Source organism: Polaromonas aquatica, assembly GCF_050626995.1.
Taxonomy (GTDB): domain Bacteria; phylum Pseudomonadota; class Gammaproteobacteria; order Burkholderiales; family Burkholderiaceae_C; genus Polaromonas; species Polaromonas aquatica_A.
Map to the genome: position 1 here is coordinate 3,461,613 of NZ_CP192467.1, position 25,241 is coordinate 3,486,853.

Annotated in this window: 25 protein-coding genes; 13 read left to right on the forward strand and 12 right to left on the reverse strand. The window is 61.3% G+C overall.

What is annotated here, in order from left to right; all coding sequences use genetic code 11:
* Positions 1 to 19: 19 nt before the first annotated feature.
* Positions 20 to 361: a hypothetical protein gene (locus ACQ4MS_RS16650; RefSeq protein WP_431095744.1), complete on the forward strand. Its 342-nt coding sequence runs from the start codon at positions 20 to 22 to the stop codon at positions 359 to 361.
* A gap of 809 nt (positions 362 to 1,170) precedes the next feature.
* Here the strand turns inward: ACQ4MS_RS16650 and ACQ4MS_RS16655 are convergent.
* Positions 1,171 to 1,503, reverse strand: coding sequence for a recombinase family protein (locus ACQ4MS_RS16655; RefSeq protein ID WP_431099606.1), 333 nt, complete (start codon positions 1,501 to 1,503; stop codon positions 1,171 to 1,173).
* Between the two features lie 193 nt (positions 1,504 to 1,696).
* On the opposite strand from ACQ4MS_RS16655, the gene ACQ4MS_RS16660 reads away from it, so the two are divergent.
* On the forward strand, positions 1,697 to 2,143 hold the full coding sequence (locus ACQ4MS_RS16660; RefSeq protein ID WP_431095745.1) for a DUF1772 domain-containing protein: 447 nt from the start codon (positions 1,697 to 1,699) through the stop codon (positions 2,141 to 2,143).
* Positions 2,144 to 2,256: 113 nt separating this feature from the next.
* Here ACQ4MS_RS16660 and ACQ4MS_RS16665 read toward each other — a convergent pair whose 3' ends face one another.
* From ACQ4MS_RS16665 to bla, 3 genes are all read right to left on the reverse strand, one after another.
* Positions 2,257 to 2,589 carry a hypothetical protein gene (locus ACQ4MS_RS16665; RefSeq protein WP_431095746.1) on the reverse strand — a complete coding sequence of 111 codons (333 nt, stop codon included), beginning with the start codon at positions 2,587 to 2,589 and terminating at the stop codon, positions 2,257 to 2,259.
* A 192-nt stretch (positions 2,590 to 2,781) separates the two neighbouring features.
* A complete protein-coding gene (locus ACQ4MS_RS16670) occupies positions 2,782 to 4,653 on the reverse strand; it encodes a DUF4396 domain-containing protein (RefSeq protein WP_431095747.1) in 1,872 nt (623 codons plus the stop codon).
* Positions 4,654 to 4,910: 257 nt separating this feature from the next.
* Positions 4,911 to 5,819, reverse strand: a complete 909-nt coding sequence (bla, locus tag ACQ4MS_RS16675; RefSeq protein WP_431095748.1) for a class A beta-lactamase — start codon at positions 5,817 to 5,819, stop codon at positions 4,911 to 4,913.
* 108 nt (positions 5,820 to 5,927) lie between these two features.
* On the opposite strand from bla, the gene ACQ4MS_RS16680 reads away from it, so the two are divergent.
* Complete coding sequence (locus tag ACQ4MS_RS16680) at positions 5,928 to 6,788, forward strand: LysR substrate-binding domain-containing protein (protein ID WP_431095749.1); 861 nt, start codon at positions 5,928 to 5,930, stop codon at positions 6,786 to 6,788.
* A gap of 52 nt (positions 6,789 to 6,840) precedes the next feature.
* On the forward strand, positions 6,841 to 7,740 hold the full coding sequence (locus ACQ4MS_RS16685; protein WP_431095750.1) for a LysR family transcriptional regulator: 900 nt from the start codon (positions 6,841 to 6,843) through the stop codon (positions 7,738 to 7,740).
* A gap of 26 nt (positions 7,741 to 7,766) precedes the next feature.
* On the opposite strand, the gene ACQ4MS_RS16690 is transcribed toward ACQ4MS_RS16685, so the two are convergent.
* Positions 7,767 to 8,978, reverse strand: coding sequence for a D-amino acid dehydrogenase (locus ACQ4MS_RS16690; RefSeq protein ID WP_431099607.1), 1,212 nt, complete (start codon positions 8,976 to 8,978; stop codon positions 7,767 to 7,769).
* Positions 8,979 to 9,247: 269 nt separating this feature from the next.
* Here ACQ4MS_RS16690 and ACQ4MS_RS16695 point away from each other — a divergent pair, with 269 nt between their 5' ends.
* Positions 9,248 to 10,141 (forward strand): transporter substrate-binding domain-containing protein, encoded by an 894-nt coding sequence (locus ACQ4MS_RS16695; RefSeq protein ID WP_431095751.1) that lies wholly within the window; start codon positions 9,248 to 9,250, stop codon positions 10,139 to 10,141.
* A 153-nt stretch (positions 10,142 to 10,294) separates the two neighbouring features.
* The gene (locus tag ACQ4MS_RS16700; RefSeq protein ID WP_431095752.1) at positions 10,295 to 11,053 is read left to right on the forward strand and encodes an aspartate/glutamate racemase family protein; all 759 of its coding nucleotides are present in this window, start codon (positions 10,295 to 10,297) and stop codon (positions 11,051 to 11,053) included.
* Between the two features lie 150 nt (positions 11,054 to 11,203).
* Here ACQ4MS_RS16700 and ACQ4MS_RS16705 read toward each other — a convergent pair whose 3' ends face one another.
* From ACQ4MS_RS16705 to ACQ4MS_RS16715, 3 genes are read right to left on the reverse strand one after another with little or no spacing between them, the layout of a single operon-like run.
* Positions 11,204 to 11,605, reverse strand: a complete 402-nt coding sequence (locus ACQ4MS_RS16705) for an RNA-binding S4 domain-containing protein (protein WP_431095753.1) — start codon at positions 11,603 to 11,605, stop codon at positions 11,204 to 11,206.
* 54 nt (positions 11,606 to 11,659) lie between these two features.
* On the reverse strand, positions 11,660 to 13,204 hold the full coding sequence (locus tag ACQ4MS_RS16710) for a sensor histidine kinase (protein WP_431095754.1): 1,545 nt from the start codon (positions 13,202 to 13,204) through the stop codon (positions 11,660 to 11,662).
* Positions 13,201 to 13,887, reverse strand: a complete 687-nt coding sequence (locus ACQ4MS_RS16715; protein WP_431095755.1) for a response regulator — start codon at positions 13,885 to 13,887, stop codon at positions 13,201 to 13,203. The genes ACQ4MS_RS16710 and ACQ4MS_RS16715 overlap by 4 nt, the downstream gene beginning before the upstream one ends.
* 259 nt (positions 13,888 to 14,146) lie before the next feature.
* Between ACQ4MS_RS16715 and ACQ4MS_RS16720 the strand changes: the two genes are divergently transcribed.
* The 5 genes from ACQ4MS_RS16720 to ACQ4MS_RS16740 all read left to right on the forward strand — a co-directional run bounded on the left by ACQ4MS_RS16720 (position 14,147) and on the right by ACQ4MS_RS16740 (position 19,492).
* The gene (locus ACQ4MS_RS16720; RefSeq protein ID WP_431095756.1) at positions 14,147 to 15,106 is read left to right on the forward strand and encodes a Bug family tripartite tricarboxylate transporter substrate binding protein; all 960 of its coding nucleotides are present in this window, start codon (positions 14,147 to 14,149) and stop codon (positions 15,104 to 15,106) included.
* Between the two features lie 154 nt (positions 15,107 to 15,260).
* Complete coding sequence (locus tag ACQ4MS_RS16725; protein ID WP_431095757.1) at positions 15,261 to 15,779, forward strand: tripartite tricarboxylate transporter TctB family protein; 519 nt, start codon at positions 15,261 to 15,263, stop codon at positions 15,777 to 15,779.
* Position 15,780: 1 nt separating this feature from the next.
* The gene (locus tag ACQ4MS_RS16730) at positions 15,781 to 17,286 is read left to right on the forward strand and encodes a tripartite tricarboxylate transporter permease (protein ID WP_431095758.1); all 1,506 of its coding nucleotides are present in this window, start codon (positions 15,781 to 15,783) and stop codon (positions 17,284 to 17,286) included.
* Between the two features lie 21 nt (positions 17,287 to 17,307).
* Complete coding sequence (locus tag ACQ4MS_RS16735) at positions 17,308 to 18,333, forward strand: Bug family tripartite tricarboxylate transporter substrate binding protein (protein WP_431095759.1); 1,026 nt, start codon at positions 17,308 to 17,310, stop codon at positions 18,331 to 18,333.
* 262 nt (positions 18,334 to 18,595) lie between these two features.
* Complete coding sequence (locus tag ACQ4MS_RS16740) at positions 18,596 to 19,492, forward strand: tripartite tricarboxylate transporter substrate-binding protein (RefSeq protein WP_431095760.1); 897 nt, start codon at positions 18,596 to 18,598, stop codon at positions 19,490 to 19,492.
* A 19-nt stretch (positions 19,493 to 19,511) separates the two neighbouring features.
* Here the strand turns inward: ACQ4MS_RS16740 and hemH are convergent, their stop codons facing one another.
* Positions 19,512 to 20,633, reverse strand: a complete 1,122-nt coding sequence (gene hemH / locus ACQ4MS_RS16745; protein ID WP_431095761.1) for a ferrochelatase — start codon at positions 20,631 to 20,633, stop codon at positions 19,512 to 19,514.
* A 33-nt stretch (positions 20,634 to 20,666) separates the two neighbouring features.
* Here hemH and ACQ4MS_RS16750 point away from each other — a divergent pair, with 33 nt between their 5' ends.
* Positions 20,667 to 21,362 carry an HAD family hydrolase gene (locus tag ACQ4MS_RS16750; RefSeq protein WP_431095762.1) on the forward strand — a complete coding sequence of 232 codons (696 nt, stop codon included), beginning with the start codon at positions 20,667 to 20,669 and terminating at the stop codon, positions 21,360 to 21,362.
* A 29-nt stretch (positions 21,363 to 21,391) separates the two neighbouring features.
* Positions 21,392 to 22,024, forward strand: a complete 633-nt coding sequence (locus ACQ4MS_RS16755) for a glutathione S-transferase family protein (protein WP_431095763.1) — start codon at positions 21,392 to 21,394, stop codon at positions 22,022 to 22,024.
* Between the two features lie 100 nt (positions 22,025 to 22,124).
* Here ACQ4MS_RS16755 and hpnE read toward each other — a convergent pair whose 3' ends face one another.
* From hpnE to ACQ4MS_RS16770, 3 genes are all read right to left on the reverse strand, one after another.
* Complete coding sequence (gene hpnE, locus ACQ4MS_RS16760; protein WP_431095764.1) at positions 22,125 to 23,396, reverse strand: hydroxysqualene dehydroxylase HpnE; 1,272 nt, start codon at positions 23,394 to 23,396, stop codon at positions 22,125 to 22,127.
* Positions 23,397 to 23,550: 154 nt separating this feature from the next.
* Positions 23,551 to 24,393 (reverse strand): presqualene diphosphate synthase HpnD, encoded by an 843-nt coding sequence (hpnD, locus tag ACQ4MS_RS16765; RefSeq protein ID WP_431095765.1) that lies wholly within the window; start codon positions 24,391 to 24,393, stop codon positions 23,551 to 23,553.
* Positions 24,394 to 24,432: 39 nt separating this feature from the next.
* Positions 24,433 to 25,185 carry a hypothetical protein gene (locus tag ACQ4MS_RS16770; RefSeq protein WP_431095766.1) on the reverse strand — a complete coding sequence of 251 codons (753 nt, stop codon included), beginning with the start codon at positions 25,183 to 25,185 and terminating at the stop codon, positions 24,433 to 24,435.
* Between the last annotated feature and the right edge of the window lie 56 nt (positions 25,186 to 25,241).

Sequence of the window (25,241 nt, forward strand, 5' to 3'; positions counted from 1 at the left end):
TCCCAGGCAAGCTCTCCCAATGCTCGTCCACTTCTGTGGCGCCACGGTTGCTGCGGCATTCGGATTCGCAGCCCTCATCTTCATCTTCGGTGCGCCACACGCTCGCGAAAGCCTGGCGGTAACTGCTGCGACAATCATCGTCGCGTTGGGAGTCCTCTTCACGGGCCATCTGTATTGGCGTTGGCTGAATGCAGCGGGTGCTAAACCTTGGGTGGCCGCTTTTGTGCTTGCCGTCTTTGTGCTGTCACCTACCGTATTCGTTGTAGTCATGCCGCGTTGGGGTCCTGTGGCCCTGGCGCTTAGCTTGCTCACGGTCATTTGGATGGCGCGTGAAAGAGAGGTTCCAGGCCATGCACGCTAACAAGTCGGTCGAGACGGACGTCCAATGGCGTCCGCGGCTACGCCGCTCCTGTTCCTTGGTCACCGCTCACCTCCGACGTTAGACCGCAGATGCACCGCTCACTCAGTCCACGTGACCATCTTGTTGGGGTAATCGTCTTCGGCGGAATGATCGTGTACCTGGCATACGGGGCAATCGTTGGAGACCAGTACATCCCGTATAAGCGCGGCGAGGGAGGACTTCATTTGCGGGGGCTCGCCGCTTGGATAGTCACTCTCGGCCCGGTACTGCTGTACATGGGTGTTCTGGTACGGCACGGCCTTTTTGTCGCGCTCGGTCCCCGTTTCCGCATAGCCATTGAGTTCGCTCTTATCCTCGCCGGGATAGCTGCGTTCGGAGGCGGAATACGGCTTGGAGTTCAGTAGTCATGCAATTGCTAACGCTGTCTAACAGGTCGACCGACACGGACACGGACACGCACCGGCAGCGAGCCGGTCAACTCCGACGTTAGACCCCAGGGATACGTTAGTGACCCGTCCGACGCAGCAAGAACAGGTGGAAGCCGCATTCGCGAATCGCGCACAGGCATACCAAGAACTATGCGAGGCTGTTCTCGTGCGAAAGCGAGACGAAGATACCGGCGACTACCCGCTTCAGACCCATCGCATCTACCGGTCCACAGAAGGACGCTACTTTCTCTTCATCTGCACAGCCGGTCAGCCAGGCTATCTCACCCTATTGACAGGCGAACGCGCGGAGAATGCACTGCGTTCCAGCTCAGAGATTTTCAGACAGGAGTTCGGTCGTGATCCGTGACGATGCGCTGAGGTCTAACAGGTCGGCTCTGGAAAGATATCGCATTGTCCGGCCATAGCCCTGGACCCGCCGGGCTTAGAGCCTCGTCGCATGGCCGCGTGGAGTCCGACCCTTGTGCGTTCCCGAATCATTTCCAATTCGAACTCAGCGAAGGCGCCAACAATCTGCATCATCATCCGACCCGCTGCGGTGCTGGTATCGATGGTTTCGGTAAGACTGCGAAACTGGGCACCCTGGGCATTGATGCGGTCGAGAAACGTCAGTAGGTGCTTCAGAGACGTGCAATGCGGTCCAGTTTGTAGACCACTAAAGTGTCGCCTGGCTGGAGTAGGGCGAGCACTTTTTATGCGCCGCCGCCTGGCATCTCCATCTGATCACTTTTTTTAAAAAATTTGATGAACTCAGACTTTTTCAAAGGATCGAACTGGCACTCGCTATCCTGCGGTTAAGAGGTCTACCAGGTCAGTCGGCACAGACGTCCTACCGGCGACTTTGCTCACCTGTTGTCTGCCGGGTCATATTCAATGTGAGGCACCTTGTATGTCACACCATTTGGTTTCATTTGTTGCCATTTTCTTTTGCGGTCTTGCGCTCATCCCGGCCGCTGCCCATGCCATGGAGCTACCCAACAAGATTCACTTGAGCAAAGAAGAGTATCTCGTTGCCCAGAAGCTCTACCGTGGCTGGCACTTTGTGGCGCCGGTTGTCATCCTTGCCATGGTAAGTACCGCTGTGCTGTTCGTCCGTGCGAGAACTGCCGGATCCGGAGCGGAGATCGCGGCCATTGTTGCCTTTCTCTGCGTGGCAGCCACACAGGCGGTGTTCTGGATGTTTACCTTTCCGGTTAATAGGGCGACACAGAACTGGACGGCGGCCCCCTCGAATTGGGAAGCACTACGTCGCAAATGGGAGTACTCCCACGCCGCATCCGCGGTGCTCAATCTCATTGCCTTCGGTGCTGCCGTGCTCGCCGCGCTGCGGTTGTGAATGCAAGTCTTATCGACGCCACGACAGGGGCGGCTAGCGGACGGGCAGCCGTGTTTCACCGACCTGGTCGGCACGCAGTTGTTGCCGATCTGCTCCGCGCGGTCCGTTTCACATCACGCTTGAAATCCCGTGCCCTCGCGGTCCAGCGGATCAACCTCAACGCCATAAATCTGGGTGATGTTCCAGTGCGAGCTGTCATGGCTCGCCTGGCCGAGGACCTTCACGAGGAAGGAGCTGCGTTGCTTCTCTGCCTGAAATGTTATTTCGCAGATGAAATCGAGCCTTGTGGGGCCGTCGGGAAGCGCCCCAAGAAGCTGATGGCCAGCCCGGTTGAACTTGTCCTTTTTCCCTCGCTGCAGTAATTCTTCAACTTCAGGCGTGGTGAGAACGGCGGCGGTGATCTGGTTGATGAGGCCATCGACCACTACCTGCGGGTTGATCTTCATGTTGCGGGTGAATTCTTCTGGGAATCTCCCGATTATCTATCTTTAGTATTACATTGTGCGATTTTCGTTGTAACCAGCTTTCGGGTACTGAGGTATTTTGTTTTCAACAGTATGCAATGCTAAAAACCCGAAAATCAAGGTTTTTGCTGAATGTTGGGCCACTCCAGCATTTCGAAGGGGCAGATACCGAATTCAGCTGGCTGCCAGGATCATGGTCAATCCGCCTCCGCCTTGGTGCTCGACATTATTGTTCGTCGTGTGGTGCGGTATGTGGCAATGCACGACCCATTTGCCGGGGTTGCGGGCTTTCCAGATGACGTCATAGCGTTGCCCCGGACCTACGTTGACGGTGTCCGCTTCAAACCGCGCCGCTTCAGCCAGTGGATAGCCATCCCGCGCTACAACGGTAAATGGCCCGCCATGGACATGCATGGGATGCACGAAATTGTTATGGCTACCGATGAACCGTAGTTTGATGGTTTCACCTACACGCATATTGATGGTCTCGGTTTCGGGATAGGCTTTTCCGTTGATGGTGAAGTAATTGGGCAGGGCGCCCTCCATCAACATGGCAGGGTAGGTAAGACCTTCGCGCTTGAGCCACTCCTGCAATTGAATGACATATTCCTTGTCGGCGTTCAGCTCTTGGGCGGGATTCCTGGGATCGATGATGAGCGCACCATACAGGCCCAGGGCTTGCTGGCGATCTGCATGGTCGTGTGTGTGGTAGAAAAATGTTCCGGGCTGCCCGGTGGTGAATTCGTAGGTATAGCTACCTCCGGGCGGGATAGGCGGCTGGGTGATCTTGGCCGGGCCGTCCATCTCGTTCGGGACAATCAGGCCGTGCCAGTGCACCGTGGTGGATTCGGGAAGCCGATTGGTGACCCTGATACGAACCTTGTCCCCCTCGGTGACGCGCAGGCGTGGCCCGGGCACCTGGCCGTTGAAGGCATAGGCTTCCACTTTGACATCCGGCAGGATGCTCCAGCGCGCTACACCCGTTTCCAGCTCAAAAACCTTGACGCCGTCTTTCAACGTGGGTTCAAGGGGGCTATCTCCCCGTGCAATGGCTCCGGCTTCGCGGGTTACAAGGCGTGGATGAATTGCGGCCATGTCCTTCATGGCCTCGCCGGGCGTGTCCCATCCCATGATCATTCCCGGCGGCATGATGGCGCCGCCGACATCCCGGGCCGACAGGGTCATGTTCACGAACAGTGCGGGAACCGTCATTCCTCCGGCGAGCATCAGCAAAGTGGTCATGCAGACGGCTGCCAGTTGGGGTTTAGTCACATCGGGTTGCATGGCATGCCCGGCATGCCCCATCCCGCTTTCGGCCGGGCTGGCGCTGTGATGGTTCCCATGGGCACTTGATGTTGCCGGCGCTCCGTGTTTGCCGTCGCCGCGCCGGGTCATCAGGCCGTGCTTCATTTTTCTGGACACCATCCAGACATTGACCGGATAAGCAATGGCAAAACCGGCCACAACCCCCAAAGACATGACGCCCCAGAAAATCAGTTCAGTGGGGTCCATCGCACGCATGTCGCGCCCCATCATCAGCAGGGACATCACCGGCGCCATCCCGGCCATCATGGCGTTCATGCTGATGAATTCGGGTATGAAGGATTTCTTCACGTTCTCCATGTAGGTGCCGCCCATCATGTTTTTCATGAACAGCGACTGGAAGATAAAAAGGCCAAACGCGAAGCCCGCCAGGTATTCCACAATGAGGTCCAGCCACATCGGCAGGCCCAACGCTGCGGTAATGACGGCCGCGAGGATGATGCCGGTCGCGTCACCGGCAACGCAGTGGATGGTCGAGCCGGCTCCCTGCTTCCATAACGGTTTGATGAACGCTTCATGCTGGCCTGGATGCGGTTCCTTGTCGGCCATGACGTAAAGCAAGAGGCCTATCGGGCCCATATACAGGGTGACCAGCACGAAACCCCACTTCATGACCACTGGTTCCGGGTTATGGCGAAACTGGTCCCAGGCGACATAGGCCGTTGACCCCAGGGCCAGGGCAAACCAGACAATCAAAAAGTAGTCGATGGGTTGGGCAATCATGGATGTCTCCAGGGCATTGAAGTTCAGGCCCTGCTTTGCCGGCAGCGTCCGGTCTGGCCGGGGTCATCAGTTGAATGTAGACCTTGCCACAGTAGGAGGGTCAAGCTGTTGCAGCCGGACCTTGGTAATAAATTGCAAGCTTCCCAACGCATCACCTGGCGGAGCTGTTTGAGAGGGACTTGTCCACCTCCCACCGGCGTACAAAGCCGCCCGGAAGTTGGCTTTCAGGCGATGGTCAACGTGTGGTCACGATTTTTTCAAGCTGGCGTGGCCAGCGAAACCGCCAGCTGACCGGCCTTTGCCACGATGGCCTCTCGTTGCTCCAGGGGCTTTTGGCTCTCCGTCAAATACATGGTGATCACCACAGGGGCGTGCCCTGCAGGCCAGAGGACGCCGATATCGTTGGTCGTGCCGTGAGCTCCGGTCCCTGTCTTGTCGCCAACCTCGCAGTCCCGTGGCAGCAGCGCGCGCAATCGCCGGTCGGACGTTTTGCTGGCGGTCAGCCACTGGCGCATCTGCCGGCGCGAGGCGTCTGACAGTGAATTGCCCAGCACGATTTTTTGTACGGTGCCCAGCATCGCGGCTGGTGTGGTTGTGTCGCGCGGGTCGCCGGGCCTGGCCTCGTTCAGCGCGGTTTCAATACGGTCCAGCCGCGTCATGCGGTCGCCGAGGGAGCGTGCGTAGCGGGTCAGGCCCATGGGTCCGCCGAAGCTGGCCAGCATCAGGTTGGCGGCTGTGTTGTCGCTCACAGTGACGGTCGCCTCGCACAGTTCCGCGAGAGACATGCTGCCGCCGGCTCTTGGCCCGGTGACGGGTGAATGGGCAACCAGTGCTGCGCCGTCAACAGGCAGTTGGCGGTCGAGGCTTTCCTTGCCGGTGTCTACCCGGTGCAGCACCAGCGCGGCTGCCAGCAGCTTGAAAGTGCTGCACATGGGGAATCGTTCCCCGGTACGGTGTCCATACTGCACGCCGGTACCGGTATTGAGGATGGCAATACCCAGCCTGCCGCCGCTTTCCTGTTCCAGGGCTTTGAGCTGTGCGGTAACAGCGCTTGCGTCTGTGACTTGTCGTGCGGTGCCAATGCCCAATAAATTCTGGGCTTGAGCTGAAGCCATACCGGCCAGCATCAAACTTCCCAGTGTCCCGGTAAATTGTCGTCTTTGCATGATTTTCCTCTAGGGGTGATGTGAGGACGGTAACGATATGGAATGACTGCAGTTCGTGCAAATGGCAATAATCGGGGTAACTCATAAGTAAATCTTGGGCTTGAACAGATGCATCTTCCTTTGAATGCCTTGCGCGCCTTTGAGGTGTCCGCACGCCATCTGAGCTTCACGCGGGCCGCCGACGAGTTGAACGTCACACAAACCGCGATCAGCCAGCACGTTAAAAACCTGGAGGAACGCATGGGCGTTCCGCTGTTTCGGCGGCTTCCGCGTGGCCTGGCGTTGACGGACGAAGGCCTGGCGTTATTGCCTGTCCTGGCGGAATCGTTCGGCCGCATCGGCGCGCTGCTGGAGCAATTTCGCGATGGCCGTTTTCGGGAGGTTCTCAGTGTCGGGGCTGTCGGTACCTTCGCGGTAGGCTGGTTGATTCCGCGGCTGGCGGAGTTCCAGCGAGCGCACCCTTTCGTTGATTTCAGGCTGTTTACCAATAACAACCGTGTGGACCTGGCCGGTGAGGGATTGGACTACGCCATCCGCTTCGGCGATGGCGCGTGGCATGGTACTGAGGCTGACCTGCTGTTCCCGTCGCCGCTGTCGCCCGTTTGTTCGCCCCTAACGGCGTCCCGCCTGCGTAAACCGGCAGACCTGGCTGGTGAAGTGTTGCTGCGCTCCTACCGGTCCGATGAATGGGTCAGCTGGTTTGCCGAGGCAGGGGTGGACTGTCCGGTGGTCAGGGGTGCTGTGTTTGATTCGTCGCTGACCATGGCGGAAGCTGCCGCACAGGGCGCTGGCGTTGCCTTGCTCCCGGTGAGCCTGTTTGCGCGGGAGCTGCAGGAAGAACGTTTGGCAAGGCCGTTTTCACTGGAAATCCAGAACGGCAGCTACTGGCTGACCCGGCTCAAGTCCCGGCGCTTGACTGGGGCCATGGGTGTTTTCCGTGACTGGCTGACACGCGCATGCGCACGATAATTGCTGTGCTGAATCTGCACCATCCTGCCTGAACGGACCACGGAATCACCCCATGCGCCTGCGCCATATCGAAGTCTTCAACGCGGTCATGCTTACCGGAAGCGTCAGCGGGGCGGCGCGCCTGATCAACGTCACCCAGCCGGCAGTCAGCCGCATCCTGCAGCATGCCGAGCTGCAGCTGGGTTTTGCGCTTTTCCAGCGCAGCAAGGGCCGGCTGACGCCGACCTCCGAAGCATTGACGCTGTACCCGCACATTGAACGGCTGTTCGCCCAGCTCGATGAGGTGCAGCGCCTGGCCGCCAACCTCAAGACGGGCGAAAGCGCCAGGGAACTTCGTATCCTGACGGTGCTGGCATTGAGCTACGAAATCCTGCCCCATGCGATCAAGCTTTTCCAGGTCAAGCATGCTGACGTGGCGATTACCGTGCGGGCGTTGCATTCGCCGCAGATTATTTCGGCGCTGGCATTGCAGGAGGGCGATGTCGGTTTCCTGTTCAGCCCGGCGGCGCATTCGGCGCTGGCGCAGGAACACCTGGCCGATGGCCGCATGGTGTGCGTGGCACCCAAGGGCATGCTGCCCGCGCGCCTCGTCAAGCGAGGCAGCGTTACGTTGGAAGATCTCACCAAAGTGCCGGTGGTCGGGCTTGATGTGATGGACCCGGTGGGCCGCAGCCTCAACCAGGCCTGCCGCGAAGCAGGCGTTGGCCTCGAATTCCACATCACCGTGCAGACCTATCATTCGGCACTGGCGCTGGCCCATCACGGGCTGGGCATTGCAGTGATTGACACTTGTACAGCTGCTTCCGCCGACCTCACGCGTGTAGACCTGCTGGAGCTGGAGCCCCTGATCCCCGTGCCCATCAATGCGTTGCTGCCCGCCGGCAAGCCGGGCTCGGTCATTGTGCGATCGTTTGTGCGCTGCTTTCAGCAAGCCTTGAAGCAGCGCGCCTGACACGCTGCGCGGCATAAGCCTGAAGGTCAGCGTTCCAGGATGCGGCTGATGCGTTGCGCAGAACCGAAGGCCAAGGTAAAACCCAGAGCGCCGTGACCGGTGTTGAACAACAGGTTGGCCGGGCCTCTGGCGTGCGGGCCAATGATCGGCAGGCCGGTCGGCGTGGCAGGGCGCATGCCGGCCCAGGGGCTGAGATCTTCAAAGCGGCTGCAGTTGGGGAAAACCGTCTGGGTGGATGCTTTGAGCGAAGCTATCTGGGCCGGGTCGATGGCGGTGTCATAACCTGAGAGCTCGGCCATGCCCGCCACGCGCAGGCGCGAACCGATGCGGGCGAACACCACTTTGCGGGCGCTGTCGGTGACGCTGACATGCGGCGCTGCGCTGTCGCCGGCGGCAACATCCACCGTGATGCTGTAACCCTTCAGCGGGTAGACCGGAAGATGCACCCCCAGCGGACGTGCCATACGGGCTGACTCTGCGCCCAGGGCCAGTACATAGCGATCGGCTTCGATGGGCCCCTGTGGCGTGGCAATAGCGGCGATCAGGCCTTTTCGCTGCACGAGGTGCTCGACCGGCGTGTCCAGCAGGAACCGTACGCCATCACGGCGCAGTATGGCCAGCAGGGCATCACAGGTTTTCTGGCAGTCGGCGGCGCACTCGCCGGGTGTATGGATTGCGCCGGAAATTTGTCCATGCCGGCTTTCAAGGGCGGGCTCTATCTCCACGCAGCGGTCTGCGCTGACGGCCTCCTGGGTGCTGCCCAGTTCACGCTGCAGCAACATCTGCCGGCGTGCCGCGGCAAACGCTGAATCGCTGGAGTAAAGCACCAGTTTGCCGCTCGCCGAAAAGTCGCAGTCCAGTTTTTCCCTGGCCATCATCGCGTCAAAAGACTCGCGGCTGAGCGCCGCGAGCGAAAGCAGATGGCGGGTGGTATCGCGTGAGGTCTTGCTGTTGCAGGCCGCCAGAAACTGCGCACCCCACAACCACTGGTGTATGTCAAGGCGAGGCCGCAGCTTGAACGGCGAGGAGGGCGACAGCAACAACCGGGGAAGCTGCCGCCAGATGGCGGGATCCGCCAGAGGTTGCACGTAGGAGTAGCTCAGTTGCGCGCCGTTGCCACCGCTGGCACCGCTGCCGGGACGCATGCGGTCTATAACGGTCACCTCATGGCCGGCTTGCCGCAAGCTGTAGGCGGTTGCCAGTCCCACGATTCCTGCGCCGAGCACACACACATGCATGGAAGCCTCTTTGGTCATTGAAAGAGCGCCACTTTACGCAGCCGCCGGCCGTTTGAACAATGCTGAATGCGTGCAGGCCATGACCTGTGGTTATGCCTGCCACCGAAGCGGCGCAGGGGAGGGTTCTGGGTAAACCATGAGTTTCCGTCATGGGTTTGCCGCGAAAATGAATGGCACGTATCGTGCTGGTGTTCCTACACTAGCGATGCCGGTTTCCGCCAGCACCCAGTTTCCGAAACTACCTATCCACCGCCCCCGAAAGGACAAGCATGAAACTCACTATCCTCATGACCGCCGTGCTGTTGACAGCTGGCCTGGCCACCACCGCCGGTGCGCAAACTGTGCCGACACTGAAAAAAGTCGCCGACACCAACAAGATCACCGTGTCCTATCGCGAAGCTTCGGTGCCTTTCAGCTACCTGATCGGTTCGAAGACCTCGGTGGGTTTTTCGGCGGAACTGACCGAAGCCATCATCGACGACGTGCGCAAGAAGGTGAAAAAGCCCAACCTTGAAGTCTCGTACATGCCCGTCACGTCGCAAAACCGTATTCCGCTGCTGGTCAACGGTACGTATGACCTGGAGTGCGGCTCCACCACCAACAACAGCGCACGTGGCAAGGATGTGGCCTTCGCCATCAACCACTTCTATACCGGCACCCGCCTGCTGGTGAAAAAATCGTCCGGCATCAAGAACTACGCCGACCTGGCCAAAAAGACGGTCGCCAGCACCACGGGCACCACCAACGCGCAGGTGATCCGCAAATACAGCGCTGACAAGAAACTCGACATGCAGCTCATCCTGGGCAAGGACCACGACGACTCGCTGCTGCTGGTAGAGAATGACCGCGCGCTGGCCTTCGCCATGGACGACATCCTGCTGTTCGGCCTGATGGCCAATTCCAAGAATCCGGCGTCGCTGGAAGTTGTGGGTGACTCCCTGCAGGTCGAGCCCTATGCCTGCATGCTGCGCAAGGACGACCCTGAGTTCAAGAAGCTGGTCGATGGCACCATCATGCGTCTGATCAAGTCGGGCGACTTCGCCAAGATGTATGCCAAGTGGTTCACCTCGCCAATCCCTCCCAAGGGCGTGAACCTGAACCTGCCGATGAGCAATGAGCTGAAGGCCAACCTCAAGGCGCTGAGCGACAAGCCAGCGATGTAAGCGACTGGCGAAGCGCCGCGCGCCGCTTCGCCAGCTTGCTTTCACAGCTGCCGCGCCTGGTCAGGCCGGCAGCATCTCCCCCATATCCCCAGCCCGGAGCTTTTCACTCCAGTGGATGGGTGCGCGCCTCGAACCTTGATTGGAGCTTGAGCCATGAGCAGCATTGAAAGACAGGCCCTCCACAGAACCCGCGTGGTCGGCATCCTGGGCGGCATGGGCCCTGCGGCCGGCGCGGACTTTGCGCGGCTGTTTGTCCAGGCTTGTGCGGACCACATGCGGTCCCTGCAGATTCCCATGTCTGACCAGGCATTTCCCGAGCACTGGCTGGCGCAGGTGCCGGTGCCCGACCGCAGCACCGCGCTCGGTTCGCCAGGACCGGGCGGCCACCAGCCGCTGGACCCGATGCTGCAGGCCATGGGAAAGCTGGCCGCACTGGGTGCCACCACAGTTGCTGTGGCGTGCAACACTGCCCATGCCTGGCATGGCGCATTGCAGGAGCGCTTTCCGCAACTTGAGGTACTGCATGTGGCGCGGGAAGTCGCCCACAACCTGGCCGGCCGCGGTGTACGGCAAGTAGGCTTATTGGCAACCGAAGGCACCTACCGGGCAGGCCTCTACGACCAGGCCTTTCGCCAGGCGGGTTTGCAGTGCCACATTCCTTCTGAAGAGGAGCGGGAAAGCGTGATGCGCGGCATTTATGACGGCGTGAAAGCAGGCGATATGGCTTTGGCGCACGCGTGTTTTGCCGGTGTGGCCGGTGCGCTTGCCAAGCGGCATGGCCTTTCCGTGCTGGTACTGGGCTGTACCGAGATTCCGCTGGCCCTCAGCGCAGTGCCAGGAATGGATGCGCTTGAACTGGTCGACCCGGCGGCTCTGCTCGCACAGGCGCTGGCGCAACGCGCCTATGCCTGAGCTGGCGGGGGACGCTCTGCCGCGCGACTACACCTCCTGCAGCTGGGTTTTATGCAGCCAAATTGGCCTCGAGCCCAATATTTCTGGGCGCAAGCAGCTATCAATATAGTAGCGTCCGGTCCACGCCTGAAAAATCGGCTGGGGCAGTTTTCAGTCTGCCGAGGCGCTCCAGCGGTTGTTCCAGGCTTTGTCGAGCGTGCGCCGGTCGCGTTTGGTGGGGCGTCCATGTTCCAGGCTGCCGGCAGGATCGGCTGCCATCCGGCGCTGCTCCATGGCTTCTGCCTTGAGGCGCAGGCTTTCCCCGGTTTCTTCATAGAGCTGCTGCGCCACGGGTGCCGCGCCGCGTTGCTTGCTGATGCCGCGCACCACCAGGGTACGGGTGTACGGGCCTTGCCGCAGTGTGACGGTGTCGCCTGATTTGACCTCACGTGCGGGCTTGGCTTCGATGCCATTGACGTGCACACGGCCTTTGTCAATTTCTTCCACTGCCAGTGCACGGGTTTTGTAGAAGCGGGCGGCCCAAAGCCACTTGTCGATTCGCAGTTTGTCCATTGGCGCCTATTTTGTACCAAGGCGCCGAGGGCTGCGTAGGATGGCATCCCGCGATTACGTCGTGGGCAGGCGTACCGTGGCGTCAAGCCCCACCACACGGCCGTGCACGACGCGGTTTTCCAGCGAAATGCTGCCGTGCATGGTCTCGGTGATTTCGCGGCAAATGGCCAGCCCCAGGCCGGAGCCATGGCGCACGTTGCCTGCGGAAAATGGCTGGTACAGCCGTGCCGACAATTCGGCCGATATTCCGGGACCGCTGTCGCTGACCGTCATGGCGACCACACTGGCGTCGCGCACGATGCGCACCGCCAGGGTGCCGCCGACTGGCATGTGCTTGATGGCGTTGTGCAGCAGGTTGCGCGTCAGCTCGCCCAGCATCCATTCATGCGAGGTCACCCGTGCCGGCACGGTTTCGATCTCGAAGTCGATGTCTTTCTCGGCGATCAGCGGTGACAGGTCCAGTGCCACGGAGCGCACGACCTGGGCCAGGTCGATGGCCTGCAGGTCGGCTTGCTGGCGCAGTTGTTCCACCTTGGCGAGCGCCAGCATCTGGTTGGCCAGCACGGTGGCGCGGTCGACGGTCTGGTTGATTTCCACCAGCGCGTCGCGCGCTTCCATGTCGCCGCGCAGCGCGGACTGCACCTGCACCTTCAGCACGGCCAGCGGCGTGCGAAGCTGATGGGCCGCATCCCGGACAAAGCGCTTCTGGTTGTCCAGCAGGTGTTGCAGCCGGCCCATCACTTCGTTGGTGGCGTCCACCAGCGGCAACAGCTCACGCGGTGCATCAGGCGCGGTAATCGCCGTCAGGTCGCCTTCGGGCCGGCCTTGCAACTCCGCGCTGAGGCGGCGCACCGGCCGCGTCGCGCGCTGGACCACAATGACCGCCACCAGGGCGATCACCGCCAGCAGCAGGGCCTGGCGCCACAGCGTGTCCAGCAGGATCTTGCGGGCCAGCGTCTTGCGCAGCTCCAGCGTTTCAGCCACCTGGATGACCGCCATGGCGCGGCCCTTCGCGCTGGCCACGGGCTGCAGCAAAACCGCGACGCGGACATCGTCACCCATGAAGGCGTCGTCGTAAAAGTCCACCAGCGCCGAATAGGGCGGCCTGGCGGGGATGGTGCCGCGCCAGAAAGGCAGCTGGGCAAAGCCCGATACCATCTTGCCGTTGAGGCTGGACACCCGGTAAAAAAGCCGGCTCTGGTTGTCGGCCTCAAAAGCCTCCAGCGCCGCGTAGGGCACTGTGACGCGCAGCTCGGATTGCTCGTCGTAGCCGGTGACGTCGAGCTGCTCGCCGATGGATTTGGCTGATGCCAGCAGTGTGCGGTCGTACGCCGTGTTCACTGCGTCCAGCGCTTGCCGGTACAGGCTGAAGGTGTTGGCCACCACCAGCAGGCCCACCGGCAAAAGAATGCCAACGAGCAGGTACTTGCGAAGGGAGATGGCTCCGGTGCTGGCAGTGTCAGGCGGCGGGGAGGGATCGTGAACCGTGCTTCCCGATGGCCGCCCATCGGCATGCGGCGCAGCGCCTGGTGCGGCCGCCAGCGCATTGGCATTTGTATTGTCTGGCGATGCGTTCAGCGGGCGCTGCCGGGAGCTCATGCATCCACTTTCAGCAGGTAACCCAGGCCGCGCAGCGTCACCAGCGTGACGCCGGTTTGCGCGAGCTTCTTGCGCAGGCGGTACACCACCACTTCCACCGCTTCGTATTGCACATCCGCTTCCCCTGGAAACACCAGTTCGAACAGGCGCTCTTTGGATACCGCATGGCCGGGCTTGGCGATCAATGCCTGCAGCAGCGCCAGTTCGCGGGGAGTGAGTTCCAGCACCTGGTCGCGGTGATAGATGGCCCCGCTGTCTTTTTCATAGCGCAGCTCGCCCACGATTTGCGCTCCGGCATCGTTTTCCGGAGGGGACGAAGGTGCTGCGCGCCGCCGGCTCAGGGCGCGCAGGCGCGCCTCAAGTTCGTCCAGGTCAAAAGGCTTGGGCAGGTAGTCATCAGCCCCGGTGTTCAGGCCCATGATGCGGTCGCCGACGGTGCCGCGCGCCGTGAGGATCAGCACCGGCGTGGCCAGCCCTTTGAGGCGCGCCTGCTCCAGCACCTGCAAGCCATCCATTCCGGGCAGGCTCAGGTCCAGTACGACCACATCGGGCTGTGTCGCCGTCCACTGCGCCAGCGCCTGGCGGCCATCGGTGCAGCTGAAGACCTCCATGCCGCGCCGGCTCAGGGCCCGCTGCAGCGCAGCCTGCATCGACGCATCGTCTTCGATCAGTAACAGTTTCATGGAGGCGGCATGGGTTAGGGCCAGCTAACGCTGTGTTTGCAAAATGCGTTGCGAGTCAAAAAGGCCTTGATGGGGGCTTGCCCGCCCCATCCGTAGTTGGAAACACAGTGTCAGCAGGCCCTAGACATTAGCACTTTCCCCAATGTTTGCGGACAGCCGTTTGACAGAAAGGAAGCGCATGATAAGCGCGTGATCGGCTGGCTACCTTGGCCAGCCCGGCTACTTCACCACTTCCAAGTCCTATTTCAAGGAGACATTCATGCGTCGCGATACTTTCCTCAAGTCCATGGCCGCTCTGGCCGCTGCGGGCGCCTTGCCCCTGCCAGCTTTTGCTGCTGCCAACGTGAAGATGATGATCCCCGCCAATCCCGGCGGTGGCTGGGACACAACGGGCCGCGCGCTTGGCAAGGCCCTGACCGATTCCAAGGTGGCGGACACCGTTACCTACGACAACAAGGGCGGCGCTGCCGGTGCGCTGGGTCTGGCCCAGTTCGTGAATGGTTCCAAAGGTGACCCGAACGCATTGATGGTGATGGGCGCCGTGATGCTGGGCGGCCTGATTACCGGCAAGCCACCGGTCAGCCTCTCGCAGGCCACGCCGATTGCCCGCCTGTCCAGTGAATACAACGTGTTTGTGCTGCCCGCCAACTCACCGTTCAAATCGATGAAAGAAGTGATTGATCAGCTCAAAAAAGACCCCGGCAGCGTGAAATGGGGCGGCGGCTCGCGCGGCTCAACTGAGCACATCGCAGCGGCCATGATCGCGCGGAATGTCGGCGTCGATCCTTCCAAGATCAACTATGTCGCGTTCCGGGGCGGCGGCGAAGCCACGGCGGCCATCCTGGGCGGCAACGTCACCGTGGGCGGCAGTGGTTACAGCGAGTTCGCCGAATACGTCAAGGCAGGCAAGATGAAAGCCATTGCGGTCACCTCCGGCAAGCGCTTGCCCGGCGTGGATGTGCCCACGCTGAAGGAGCAGGGCATTGACGTTGAAATCGGCAACTGGCGCGGCGTCTACGGCGCCCCCGGCATCTCCGCTGCACAGCGCAAGGCACTGACCGACATGGTGCTGGCCGCACTCAAATCGCCCGCCTGGGCCGAGGCCGTCCAGAAAAACAACTGGACCCCTGCGGTGCTGTCGGGCGAAGCGTTTGCCAAGTTCGTCGACGACGACTTTGCCGCCCTGCGCGCGACCATGGTCAAGTCCGGCATGGTCTGACCTCCCGCTTTTACAGCCTTCCACGCCTTCGCGTGTCAGCGGCACGCGGCCCTGGTGCAAATTTGATTTGATGCAAATTTGACGAAAGGCCCGCGTGCCGCCAGACTTCCCATGTCTGGCTCCATCTTCCCACGTCCTACGGGAACTCATAACGATGACAACTTCAGATCCCTCGGCCGTCTGGCCGCAAACTCTGGTCGGTGCCGGTGTGCTCCTGGTTGGCCTGGCGCTGGCCTTTGGTGCCATCAGCATTTCGTCGGAGGCGGGTTATAGCGGCGTAGGCCCCAATTTTCTGCCCTGGGTGGTGTCCATCGGCCTCACCATTTGCGGCGCTTTCATCGTTTGGGAGGCGCGCAGCGGCGGCTTTCGGGATATGGATCTGCCATCTGGCGCAGCGCGCGCTTACTGGCCGGGCTTTGTATGGGTCTCAGCCGGGCTGCTTCTCAATGCGGCCCTCATCACTACCATCGGTTTTATCCTGAGCTGCACGCTGTGCTACCTGCTGGCTGTGCAGGGCCTCCGCCGTGCGGGCGGCCAGGCCGGTGTCAATGCGCCGCTCACCTGGGTCACGGATTTTGGTGTGGGCCTCGCGATTTCCGCACCCGTGTTCTGGATGTTTACCAAGTTCCTGGCGATCAATCTTCCAGGCCTGACATCAACAGGGTGGATCTGACATGGAAATTTTTAATGCCCTGATGGCGGGTTTCGCCACGGCGATCACGCCGGTTAATTTGATCTGGTGCCTGGTAGGCTGCGCCCTCGGCACCGCAGTTGGCGTGCTTCCCGGTATCGGCCCGGCTGTGGCTGTGGCGATGCTGCTGCCCATTACTGGCAAGGTCGACATCACTGCCTCGATGATTTTTTTCTCGGGCATTTATTACGGCGCGATGTACGGCGGCTCGACCACCTCCATTCTGCTGAACACGCCCGGCGAGACGGCCAGCATGGTCACGGCGATGGAGGGCAACAAGATGGCCAAGAGCGGACGGGCGGGCGCCGCTCTCGCCACGGCGGCCATCGGCTCGTTTGTGGCGGGCACCATTGCCACCGTTGTCGTTACGCTGTTTGCGCCTTTTGTCGCGGAGTTTGCGGTGAAACTGGGCCCGCCGGAATACTTCCTCCTGATGTTGCTGGCGTTCACCACAGTGAGCGCGGTGCTGGGCAAGAGCACCGTGCGCGGCATGACGGCACTTCTGGTGGGGCTGGCTGCGGGTTGTATCGGCCTGGACCAGATATCCGGCCAGGGCCGTTACACCGGCGGTATTCCGGAACTGCTCGATGGTATTGAAATCGTACTGGTGGCGGTGGGCCTGTTTGCGGTGGCCGAAGTGCTTTATGCGGTGCTCTACGAAGGCCGTCTGGTGGAAGACCAGAACAAGCTCAGCCGCGTGCACATGACCAAGGCGGACTGGAAGCGGTCGATTCCCGCCTGGCTGCGCGGCACCGCCATCGGCACGCCTTTCGGTTGCATCCCCGCGGGCGGCACCGAGATCCCGACCTTCCTGAGCTATGCGACGGAAAAGAAGCTGGCGAAAAACCAGGCGCACAGCGCAGAGTTCGGTACCAAAGGCGCTATCGAAGGGGTTGCAGGCCCCGAGGCCGCCAACAATGCGACCGTCACGGCGGCGCTGATCCCGCTGCTTACACTCGGCATTCCGACCTCGAACACCACTGCTATCTTGCTGGGTGCCTTCCAGAATTACGGCATTCAGCCGGGCCCGCAGCTGTTTACCACCTCCGCAGCGCTGGTGTGGGCGTTGATTGCCTCGCTCTACATCGGCAACGTGATGCTGCTGATACTTAACCTGCCCCTGGTGAGCCTCTGGGTCAAGTTGCTGAAAATTCCCAAGCCACAGCTTTATGCTGGTATCCTGATTTTTGCGACGGTGGGTGCCTACGGCATGCGGCAGAGCGCATTTGACCTTTTCCTGTTGTATGCCATTGGACTGCTGGGTGTGCTGATGCGCCGCTTTGACTTTCCGACGGCTCCAGTCGTGGTGGGAATGATCCTCGGCCCGCTGGCAGAGGCCCAATTGCGCAATGCCATGTCGATCGGGGAGGGCAGCGCTGCCGTGTTTTTCCAGCGCCCGATGTCGATCACGCTGGTTATAGTTGTGGTGGCGGTGTTGGTGCTTCCGCGTCTGGCCAAGTTCTGGAAGGCGAAAAGACCTGTAAGTTAAGTTTCACTAAAAGGAGATGACATGCTGAATATCAAACGACGCACCGCATTGGGTGGGCTCGCCGGGCTGGGACTGACCACACTGGGCAGCACATTCCCCGCGTTGGCGCAATCTGCCAAAGCGCCGACAGCTGCCACTTCTCCAAAGGCCAAGGCCAGCAAACTTGCTCCGAAACTTCGTATCGTGATACCGGCCAACGCCGGTGGAGGCTGGGACCAGACTGGCCGCGCACTGGGTACGGCCTTGCTGGGTGCGGGCGCCGCCGACGAAATCGAATACGAAAACAAGGGTGGAAAGGGCGGCACCATCGGTTTGTCCTACTACGCCGAAAAGTATGGCAACGATCCCAATACGCTGCTGATGGGCGGTATGGTCATGGTGGGCGCGGTGGCCTTGCAAAAGCCCGCCGTCGATATGTCGCGGATTCAGCCGATTGCCCGCCTGACGAGTGACTACCTGGTGGTGGTGGTGGCTGCGAGCTCGCCCATCCGCACCATGGCCGACCTTGCCAGCCGGCTGCGCACCAGCCCCAAAGACGTGCCAATCGCCGGCGGCTCGGCTGGCGGCGTCGACCACGTGTTTGCAGGGGTGCTGACCCGTGCCTCACAAAGCAAGCCGGAAGAACTGGTGTATTTACCCTTCGCCGGCGGAACTGAAGTGGTGCAGGCTGTGCTGGGCGGCAAGGCAGTGGCCGGCATATCAGGCTACAGCGAATTCAGCAACGAGCTCAGCAGCGGAAAATTGCGCGCGATTGGTGTGTCGTCCAAGCGGACGGTTTTTGGTATTCCCTCGATTCGCGAGCAGGGCCTCGATGTCGATATGGCTAACTGGCGTGGCATCTTCACCGGCCAGAACGTGACACCCGCCCGCCAGGCTGAAATGGTCGAAGCGGTGAAAGCTGCTGCGGGGCATGAGTCGTGGCAAAAAACGTTGAAGCAGAACCACTGGGAGTCTTCGCTGCTCTCAGGCCCAGGCTTTGCCAGTTTCATTGACTTTGACCTGACGACCTCGCGGGTCATGGTGCATTTGCTCAAACTCAAGGCCTGAGGCCCTGCTGTATAGCCTCCAACGGAGGCGCCTATGCGGGGGCACCCGCTTTTCTCCTGATCGCCATTCACGGATGGCATGGAACGTGCTGTGTCGTATTGGACCAGGCACGGTGCCATGCCTCCGTGTTGCCCGATATATGCCACCTGTGCTGGAGAACACCATGCTGACTGTCCGACGACGTACTCTTCTTCATGGGCTTACGTGCCTGGGTGCGGCAACCGTTGGAGGTATCTCCATACCTTTGCGGGCGCAGACCGCGGTGAAGGGCAAGCTTGCGCCCAAATTACGCATCGTCATACCTGCAGCTTCTCGCAGCACGCTCGACGAAGCAGGCCGCGCGCTGGGCGATGCCCTGGTGGGACTGGGCCTGAGCGACGAAATCGAATATGAAAACAAAGAGGGCAATGGCGGCACCGCGGGGCTGGCCTGGTATGCCGGGAAGTACGGCACTGATCCCAATGCACTCTTCATGGGCGACAGCAACCTGGTCGGTGCCGTGGCTTTGCAAAAGCCAGTGGTGGACCTGACCCGGCTCCGCCCGGTTGCCAGGCTGACCACCGACTACCTGGTGGTGGTGGTCGCGGGCAACTCGCCCATCAAGACAGTCAACGAACTGGCCGAGCGCCTGCGCACCAGCCCCAGGCTGACACCCATTGCGATAGGCTCTGTCGGAGGTGTGGATCACGTGTTTGCCGGTCTGCTGGCCAAATCGGCGGGCAGCCGCCCTGAAGACCCGATGTACCTGCCTTTTGCCCGTAATTTTGAACTGGTGGATGCGGTATTGGCCGGCAAGGCAGTGGCCGGCGTTTCCGGATACGGCACGTTCAGTGCGGAGCTGGCCAGCGGCAAGCTCCGCGCGGTGGGTGTGTCATCGAAGAAGACAAGCTACGGTGTACGTTCGGTGCGGGAGCAGGGACTGGATCTGGACCTGGCGAATTGGCGCGCGGTCTTCACCGGCCAGGGCGTCACGCCCGCACGCCAGCTGGAAATGGTTGAGGCCGTCAAGGCGTCGCTGGCGTATGAGCTGTGGAAAAAGACGCTCAAACAAAGTTATTGGGAGCAGTCCTGGTTATCCGGAGCGGACCTTACCAATTTCATCGACTTTGACACCAAGACCACACAGCTGATGATGCAGTTGCTCAAGCTCAAGGCTTGAAATCGCCCGCGGTGGGTGTTTATTGTGTGGCGCCCAGCGCAAGGGCCCGCTGGCGTGTGCCGGCCAGTGCTTCCGCGTTTTCTTCGCTGCCTGCCGGCCAGCCTGAAAGATGCTGCAGCGCCAACTCGGCAAGCCCCGCAATCCATTCGTGGCTGTCGTTCAGGCAGGGGATGTAGTTGAATTCCTTGCCGCCCGCATGCAGGAAAGCCTCGCGGGCCTCCATGCTGATTTCTTCCAGCGTTTCAAGGCAGTCACCGGTAAAGCCGGGGCAGATTACATCGACCCGCTTCACCCCGGCTTGGGCCATGGCCACCAGCGTGGGCTCGGTATACGGCTCAAGCCATTTGGCTTTGCCAAAACGCGACTGGAATGTGACCTTGTATTGCGCGGGTTGCAGCCCTAGCTGAGTCGCCAGCAGCCGGGCCGTTTTGTAGCACTCACAGTGATACGGGTCGCCCAGTTTCAGTGTGCGTTCGGGCACTCCGTGAAAACTCATCACCAGCTGTTCGGCGCGGCCGGCGGTGCGCCAGTGCTCGCGCACGCGGGCAGCCAGGGCGCTGATATAGCCCGGGTGATCGTGGTAGTGGTTGACAAAGCGGAACTCGGGAATGCGCCGGGTGCGCGCGGCCCAGCTGTAGACCGCATCAAAGACGCTGGCCGTGGTGGTGCCGCTGTACTGCGGATACGCCGGCAGGATCAGGATGCGCGTGACACCGTCGGCCTTGAGTTGGTCAAGCTGCGAGGCGATGGACGGATTGCCGTAACGCATGGCATAGCGAACCTCGACGGGTGTGCCGCGCACAGCCAGGTAACCGCGCAGCATGACGGCCTGTTTTTGTGTCCACACCCGAAGCGGTGAACCTTCCTTCATCCAGATGCTGGCGTACTTGGCCGCGGACTTTTTGGGCCGTACGCGCAGGATGATGCCGTGCAGGATCAGCCACCAGAGCGCCCTGGGAATTTCCACCACGCGGGGGTCGCTTAAAAACTCAGAGAGGTAACGGCGCAATGCGGGCGCCGTCGCCTCATCGGGCGTGCCCAGGTTGCAGAGCAGGACGGCGGTGCCGGATGCCGGGGAGTTGGGCGGCGCTGTGCCATGCGTGAAGGGGGGCTCCGGGGCAAAACGCGTGGAAAAAGACATGGGTTATTCTCGCCTATCCCATTGATTCTGCCTATGCTCGACCTGTCTACCATTAAAGCCATCACATTCGACCTTGACGACACTCTGTGGCCCATCTGGCCCGCCATTGAAAGGGCCGAGAAAGCACTGGACGACTGGCTCAGCCAGCATGCACCGATGACCGCGGCGCTGTTTTCCAACCCGGCGACGCGGCATGAGATCCGGGAACACGTCATACGTTCGCGGCCGGAGCTTAAACACAACCTGAGCGCCATACGCCGGGAGGCCATACGGCTGGCGCTGTACCGCGCAGGCGAAGATCCGCTGATGGCCGAAGCCGCATTCAACGTTTTCTTTGATGAGCGCAACAAGGTCACCTTGTTTGAAGATGCGGTGCTGGCGCTGGAATTCCTGTCGGTGCGTTACCCGCTGGTGGCGGTATCCAACGGCAACGCCGACATCGAACGTATCGGCGTTGGCCGGTATTTCAAGGCCAGCATCAGCGCCCAGGAGTTTGGTGTGGGCAAACCCGATCCGCGAATCTTTCATGCGGCTGCGGGAGCGGTGGAGGTGCAGCCCGAAGAGGTGCTGCACGTGGGTGACGACGCAACGCTGGACGTGTTGGGTGCGCTCAATTGCGGCATGCAGACGGTATGGGTGAATCGATCCGACCAGTTGTGGGCCCACCCCGAAGTGCCGCACGAGACGGTGACCACGCTGACCGAACTGTGTGATTTGTTCCCGCGCTGAGCGGATTCATTTTCAGTAGAGGCGCCCCCATGACACTCAAGATCTACGGAACTGCAGCCTCCCGCGCGGCGCGGCCTCTCTGGGTAGCGCACGAAATGAGCCTGACCTATGAGCACGTGGCGTTGCCGTACGTGGGTGGCGCCACGCGTACGCCGGAGTTTCTTGCCATCAACCCGAATGGCCGCATCCCTGTTGTGGATGACGACGGTGTGCTGGTTTGGGAGTCCATGGCTTGCGTGCTCTACCTGGCCGAGCGATTCAAGGCTCCCGGTCTGCCCTTGCTTGCCGCGCAAAACCATGCGGAGCAGGCGGACATCCTGCGCTGGAGTTTCTGGGTGGTCACCGAGTGCGAGAAGGACGCCCTGGCATTTTTGATGCACCGCATCATGATGCCAGCAGAGCGCCGCAAGCCCCAGCTGGCAACGGATGCCGAACGGCACCTGCTGGGCCCGCTGCGCGTGCTTGAGCAGCATTTGCAAGGGCGCAGTTACCTGGCCGGTGAACGATTCACGGTGGCCGATATCTGCGTGGCATCGGTGCTGGCGTGGGTGCAGGGCGCCGCGAGCCTGATGGCGCAGTGCCCGGCAGTGGATGAGTGGCTCAAGCGCTGTCTCGCACGGCCGGCCTACCGCGCGGTACGATTAATGGCAAAAAGTGCCTGAACCCCTTTACAAACCGGCGCAATCAGCTATCTAATTGATAGCATGCCTGCTGCTGCTGCTGCGTCAAGCCATCGCCGCGAGGCGCATGTGCGTGTACATGTCAATGCAGGCGGCGAGCCGCTTCCAGGCCCGAGCGCACGGCGCCTTCCAGTGTGGCCGGATAAGGCCCGGCGATGTAGTCGCCGCAGGCATAGAGCCCCGGCGCCACCTCAACAGCCGGACGCAGCAAGCCCGGCGTGCACGCAAATGTCGCGCGTTTTTCCACAATGGTTTGCACCACCTGTAATGTATCCAGGCCCAGTTGCTGCGCCGCCTGCGCCATCACCTGTGTGGCGAGGCTCGCGCCATCGCCTGTGCTGGCGCTGATGACAAAAGCCAGCAGGCCGGCCGGGCCGCCCAGCTGTGCGCGGTCGAACACGAATTGCGCGGGTGAGTCGGCATTCGCGGCCAATGCCAGCATGGGATGCTCAAGGCGCGCGTCTGGTGCCCAGGCATAGACGGTGGTCAGTGCTTCGTGCTGAAGGCTTTTCACCTGCGCCAGCCAGTCGCCGGGCTGCAGGCCGCTGCCTTCCACCAGCCGCGCTGCTTCATGGGGCGGACAGGCCAGCACCACACAGTCGAATGCCGTGCTGACGTCGGTGCTCACCACCCAGCTCGAACCAAGGGGTGCCATGGACTGCACGCGGGCACCCAGCCGCACGGTGCCGCCCTGGGCCGTCAGCCAGCGCAGGGCGGCGTCGGGCAGCAGGGCGCTGAGGTCAGCGCGCGGCAGCAGAAGGTTGGAGCCGCCGCTCTCGGCAAACAGCGAGTCGTGCATTACGCGCAGGAAGACCTGGCCGCTGGCGCGTTCGGCGGGCGTGTTCAAGGCCGACACGCATAGCGGCTCAATCAATGACGCCATGGCGCCGGGCGTCAGGCCGCGGCACAGGTCGGTCACCGATGCGCCGGGATCGCACTGAAATTTCCTGAGTTGCCAGCCTGTGGCGACTTTTAGCAGGGAGAGTTTGTCGGCCCAGGACCAGCCGCGCGCCAGCAGGATACCGCTCAACGCATCGAAAGGCGGCGGCAACTGCGGAAGCTTCAGCCCACTGCCATCAGGAAAGCGCAGCGTCAGCGGCATCCGCAACAGGGATGCGTCCACGTCAACACCCAGGTCCTTCATCAGGCGCAGCGTTTCTGCGTAGGCACCAATGAGGATGTGCTGGCCGTTGTCGAGCACAACCGGCTTGCCTGCCACAGTGCCGCCAACGCGGCGCGCGCGTCCGCCGGCGACGCGTGTGGTTTCAAACAACGTAACCTGGTAACCCAGGCGCGTGGCCTCCACAGCCGCAGCGCAGCCGGCCCAGCCGGCGCCGATCACGGCAACCCTCATGACCCGCACACGCGCTGCGCAATCGCCACAGGGACATGCCAGCAGGGGCCGCGGAACCGGCTTTGCCGGGCCGCAGGCGCAGCGGCCCCCTCGGGGGGAAGGAAGCTACACGCAGTGAGCGACCGTGGGGGCTTCACTTCCAGCGTGGAAGCCATCAGACCACCTTGCCGAAGGCCTGGGTCTTCCACGCTAACCAGAACTTTCGCAGCGGCGTAAGGCTCACGCGCTGATGTAGCACCTGGTAGCCGTCTGCGGCAATCTCCCGTAGCAAGGTGCGGTAGATGCTAGCCATCATGAGCCCGGGCTTTTGCGCGCGGCGATCAGCTTCGGGCAGCAGGGCGAGCGCCTCGTCATACAGCGCAAGCGCGCGTTCAGTCTGGAATTTCATCAACGCGCTGAATCGGTCAGAGTACTGGCGCTTGAGGATTTCGTGGGCCTTCACATCAAATTGCTGCAGCTCGTTGACGGGTAGATAGATGCGGCCGCGCATTGCGTCTTCGCCGACGTCACGGATGATGTTGGTGAGCTGGAATGCCAGGCCGAGCTTGTGCGCGTAGGCGGTGGTAGCTTCATCGGCCTGCCCGAAAATGCGTGCAGCCACTTCACCCACAATGCCGGCCACGAGGTGGCAATATTGCTTGAGGCCGGGAAAATCCAGGTAGCGGTTTTGTTCCAGGTCCATCTGGCAGCCGTCAATCACGGCTTGCAGGTGACGCGCTTCGATGCCGTAGGTAAGCGCCAGCGGCATCAGCGCCTTCATCACCGGATGTGTTGGGTTGCCGGCATAGGCCTGCAACACTTCGCCTTGCCACCAGGCGAGCTTGGTGCGTGCCACGCCGGGGTCGGTAATTTCGTCGACCACGTCGTCGATCTCGCGGCAAAAGGCATAAAACGCCGTGATGGCGGCACGCCGTTCTTTGGGTAGAAACAGGAAGGCGTAATAAAAACTGCTGCCGGAGGCGGCGGCTTTTTGCTGGACATATTGCTCAGGCGTCATGCGGTAATTGTCCCATGGGACTTGAGGGGCCGGATGGAGTCACGGTGCTTTGGCGGCGATGTGCTGGGCGACGTAAAGCTTCAGTACAAATACCACGGCAATCATGGTGACCCAAATGATCAGCACATCGCCGAACTGCCAGAAGAGCCAAAGCGGTGAGCCCAATTGGCCCAGGAATGGAAGCAGGAAAGGCTGCAGGCGCGGTGTCCAGAAACCAGGCGAGGCCATGCAGGCAGACACCAGGGGGTCAAAGCCGCCGGGACTGCAGCCAAGAGCCTGCAGTACTTCGCGCGACACGTAGGTGCCCAGAAACGGTGTGCCGAAGGCGATGCAAAAGGCGATGAGGCCCACCAGCAGGATCCAGAAGCTGGCTTGCAGTGTGGCGTGCAGTGTCTGCAGCGGCGAAACAGTTGTGGGGATCGTGGAGGCGGGAGCTGCAGCGGGCGAGCGTAGGTTGTGCGATGCATGGCGGGCAAAGCCAATGGCCACCAGCCAGACGAGGATAAAGCCCCAGAAACTGTGCAGCAGCATGAAGGGATAGTCCAGCGGTGTTTCGGCTGACAGGAAAGGCGCAAACCGCGAGGCCAGGGCGTTCTGGAGGAAGGAACAGGAGCCCGCTGTGGGGTTCGCGTTGTACTGGCAATTCAGCGCGGCCATGGCCTGCTCGGCGATGACACCGCCAATCAGTGCGAAGCTGATGCAAAAAAAGACCAAGCCCCACACCAGCACGCGGTAGGTGGCCGAAGGAGGTTTCCTGGCCGGTGGAGTTTGTGCGGCCCGTGAAGTTGCCATGCGATCGCTATCCCCGCTGTTCTGGTTTTTCTGGTTGATCGCTATGGTTGCTCTAT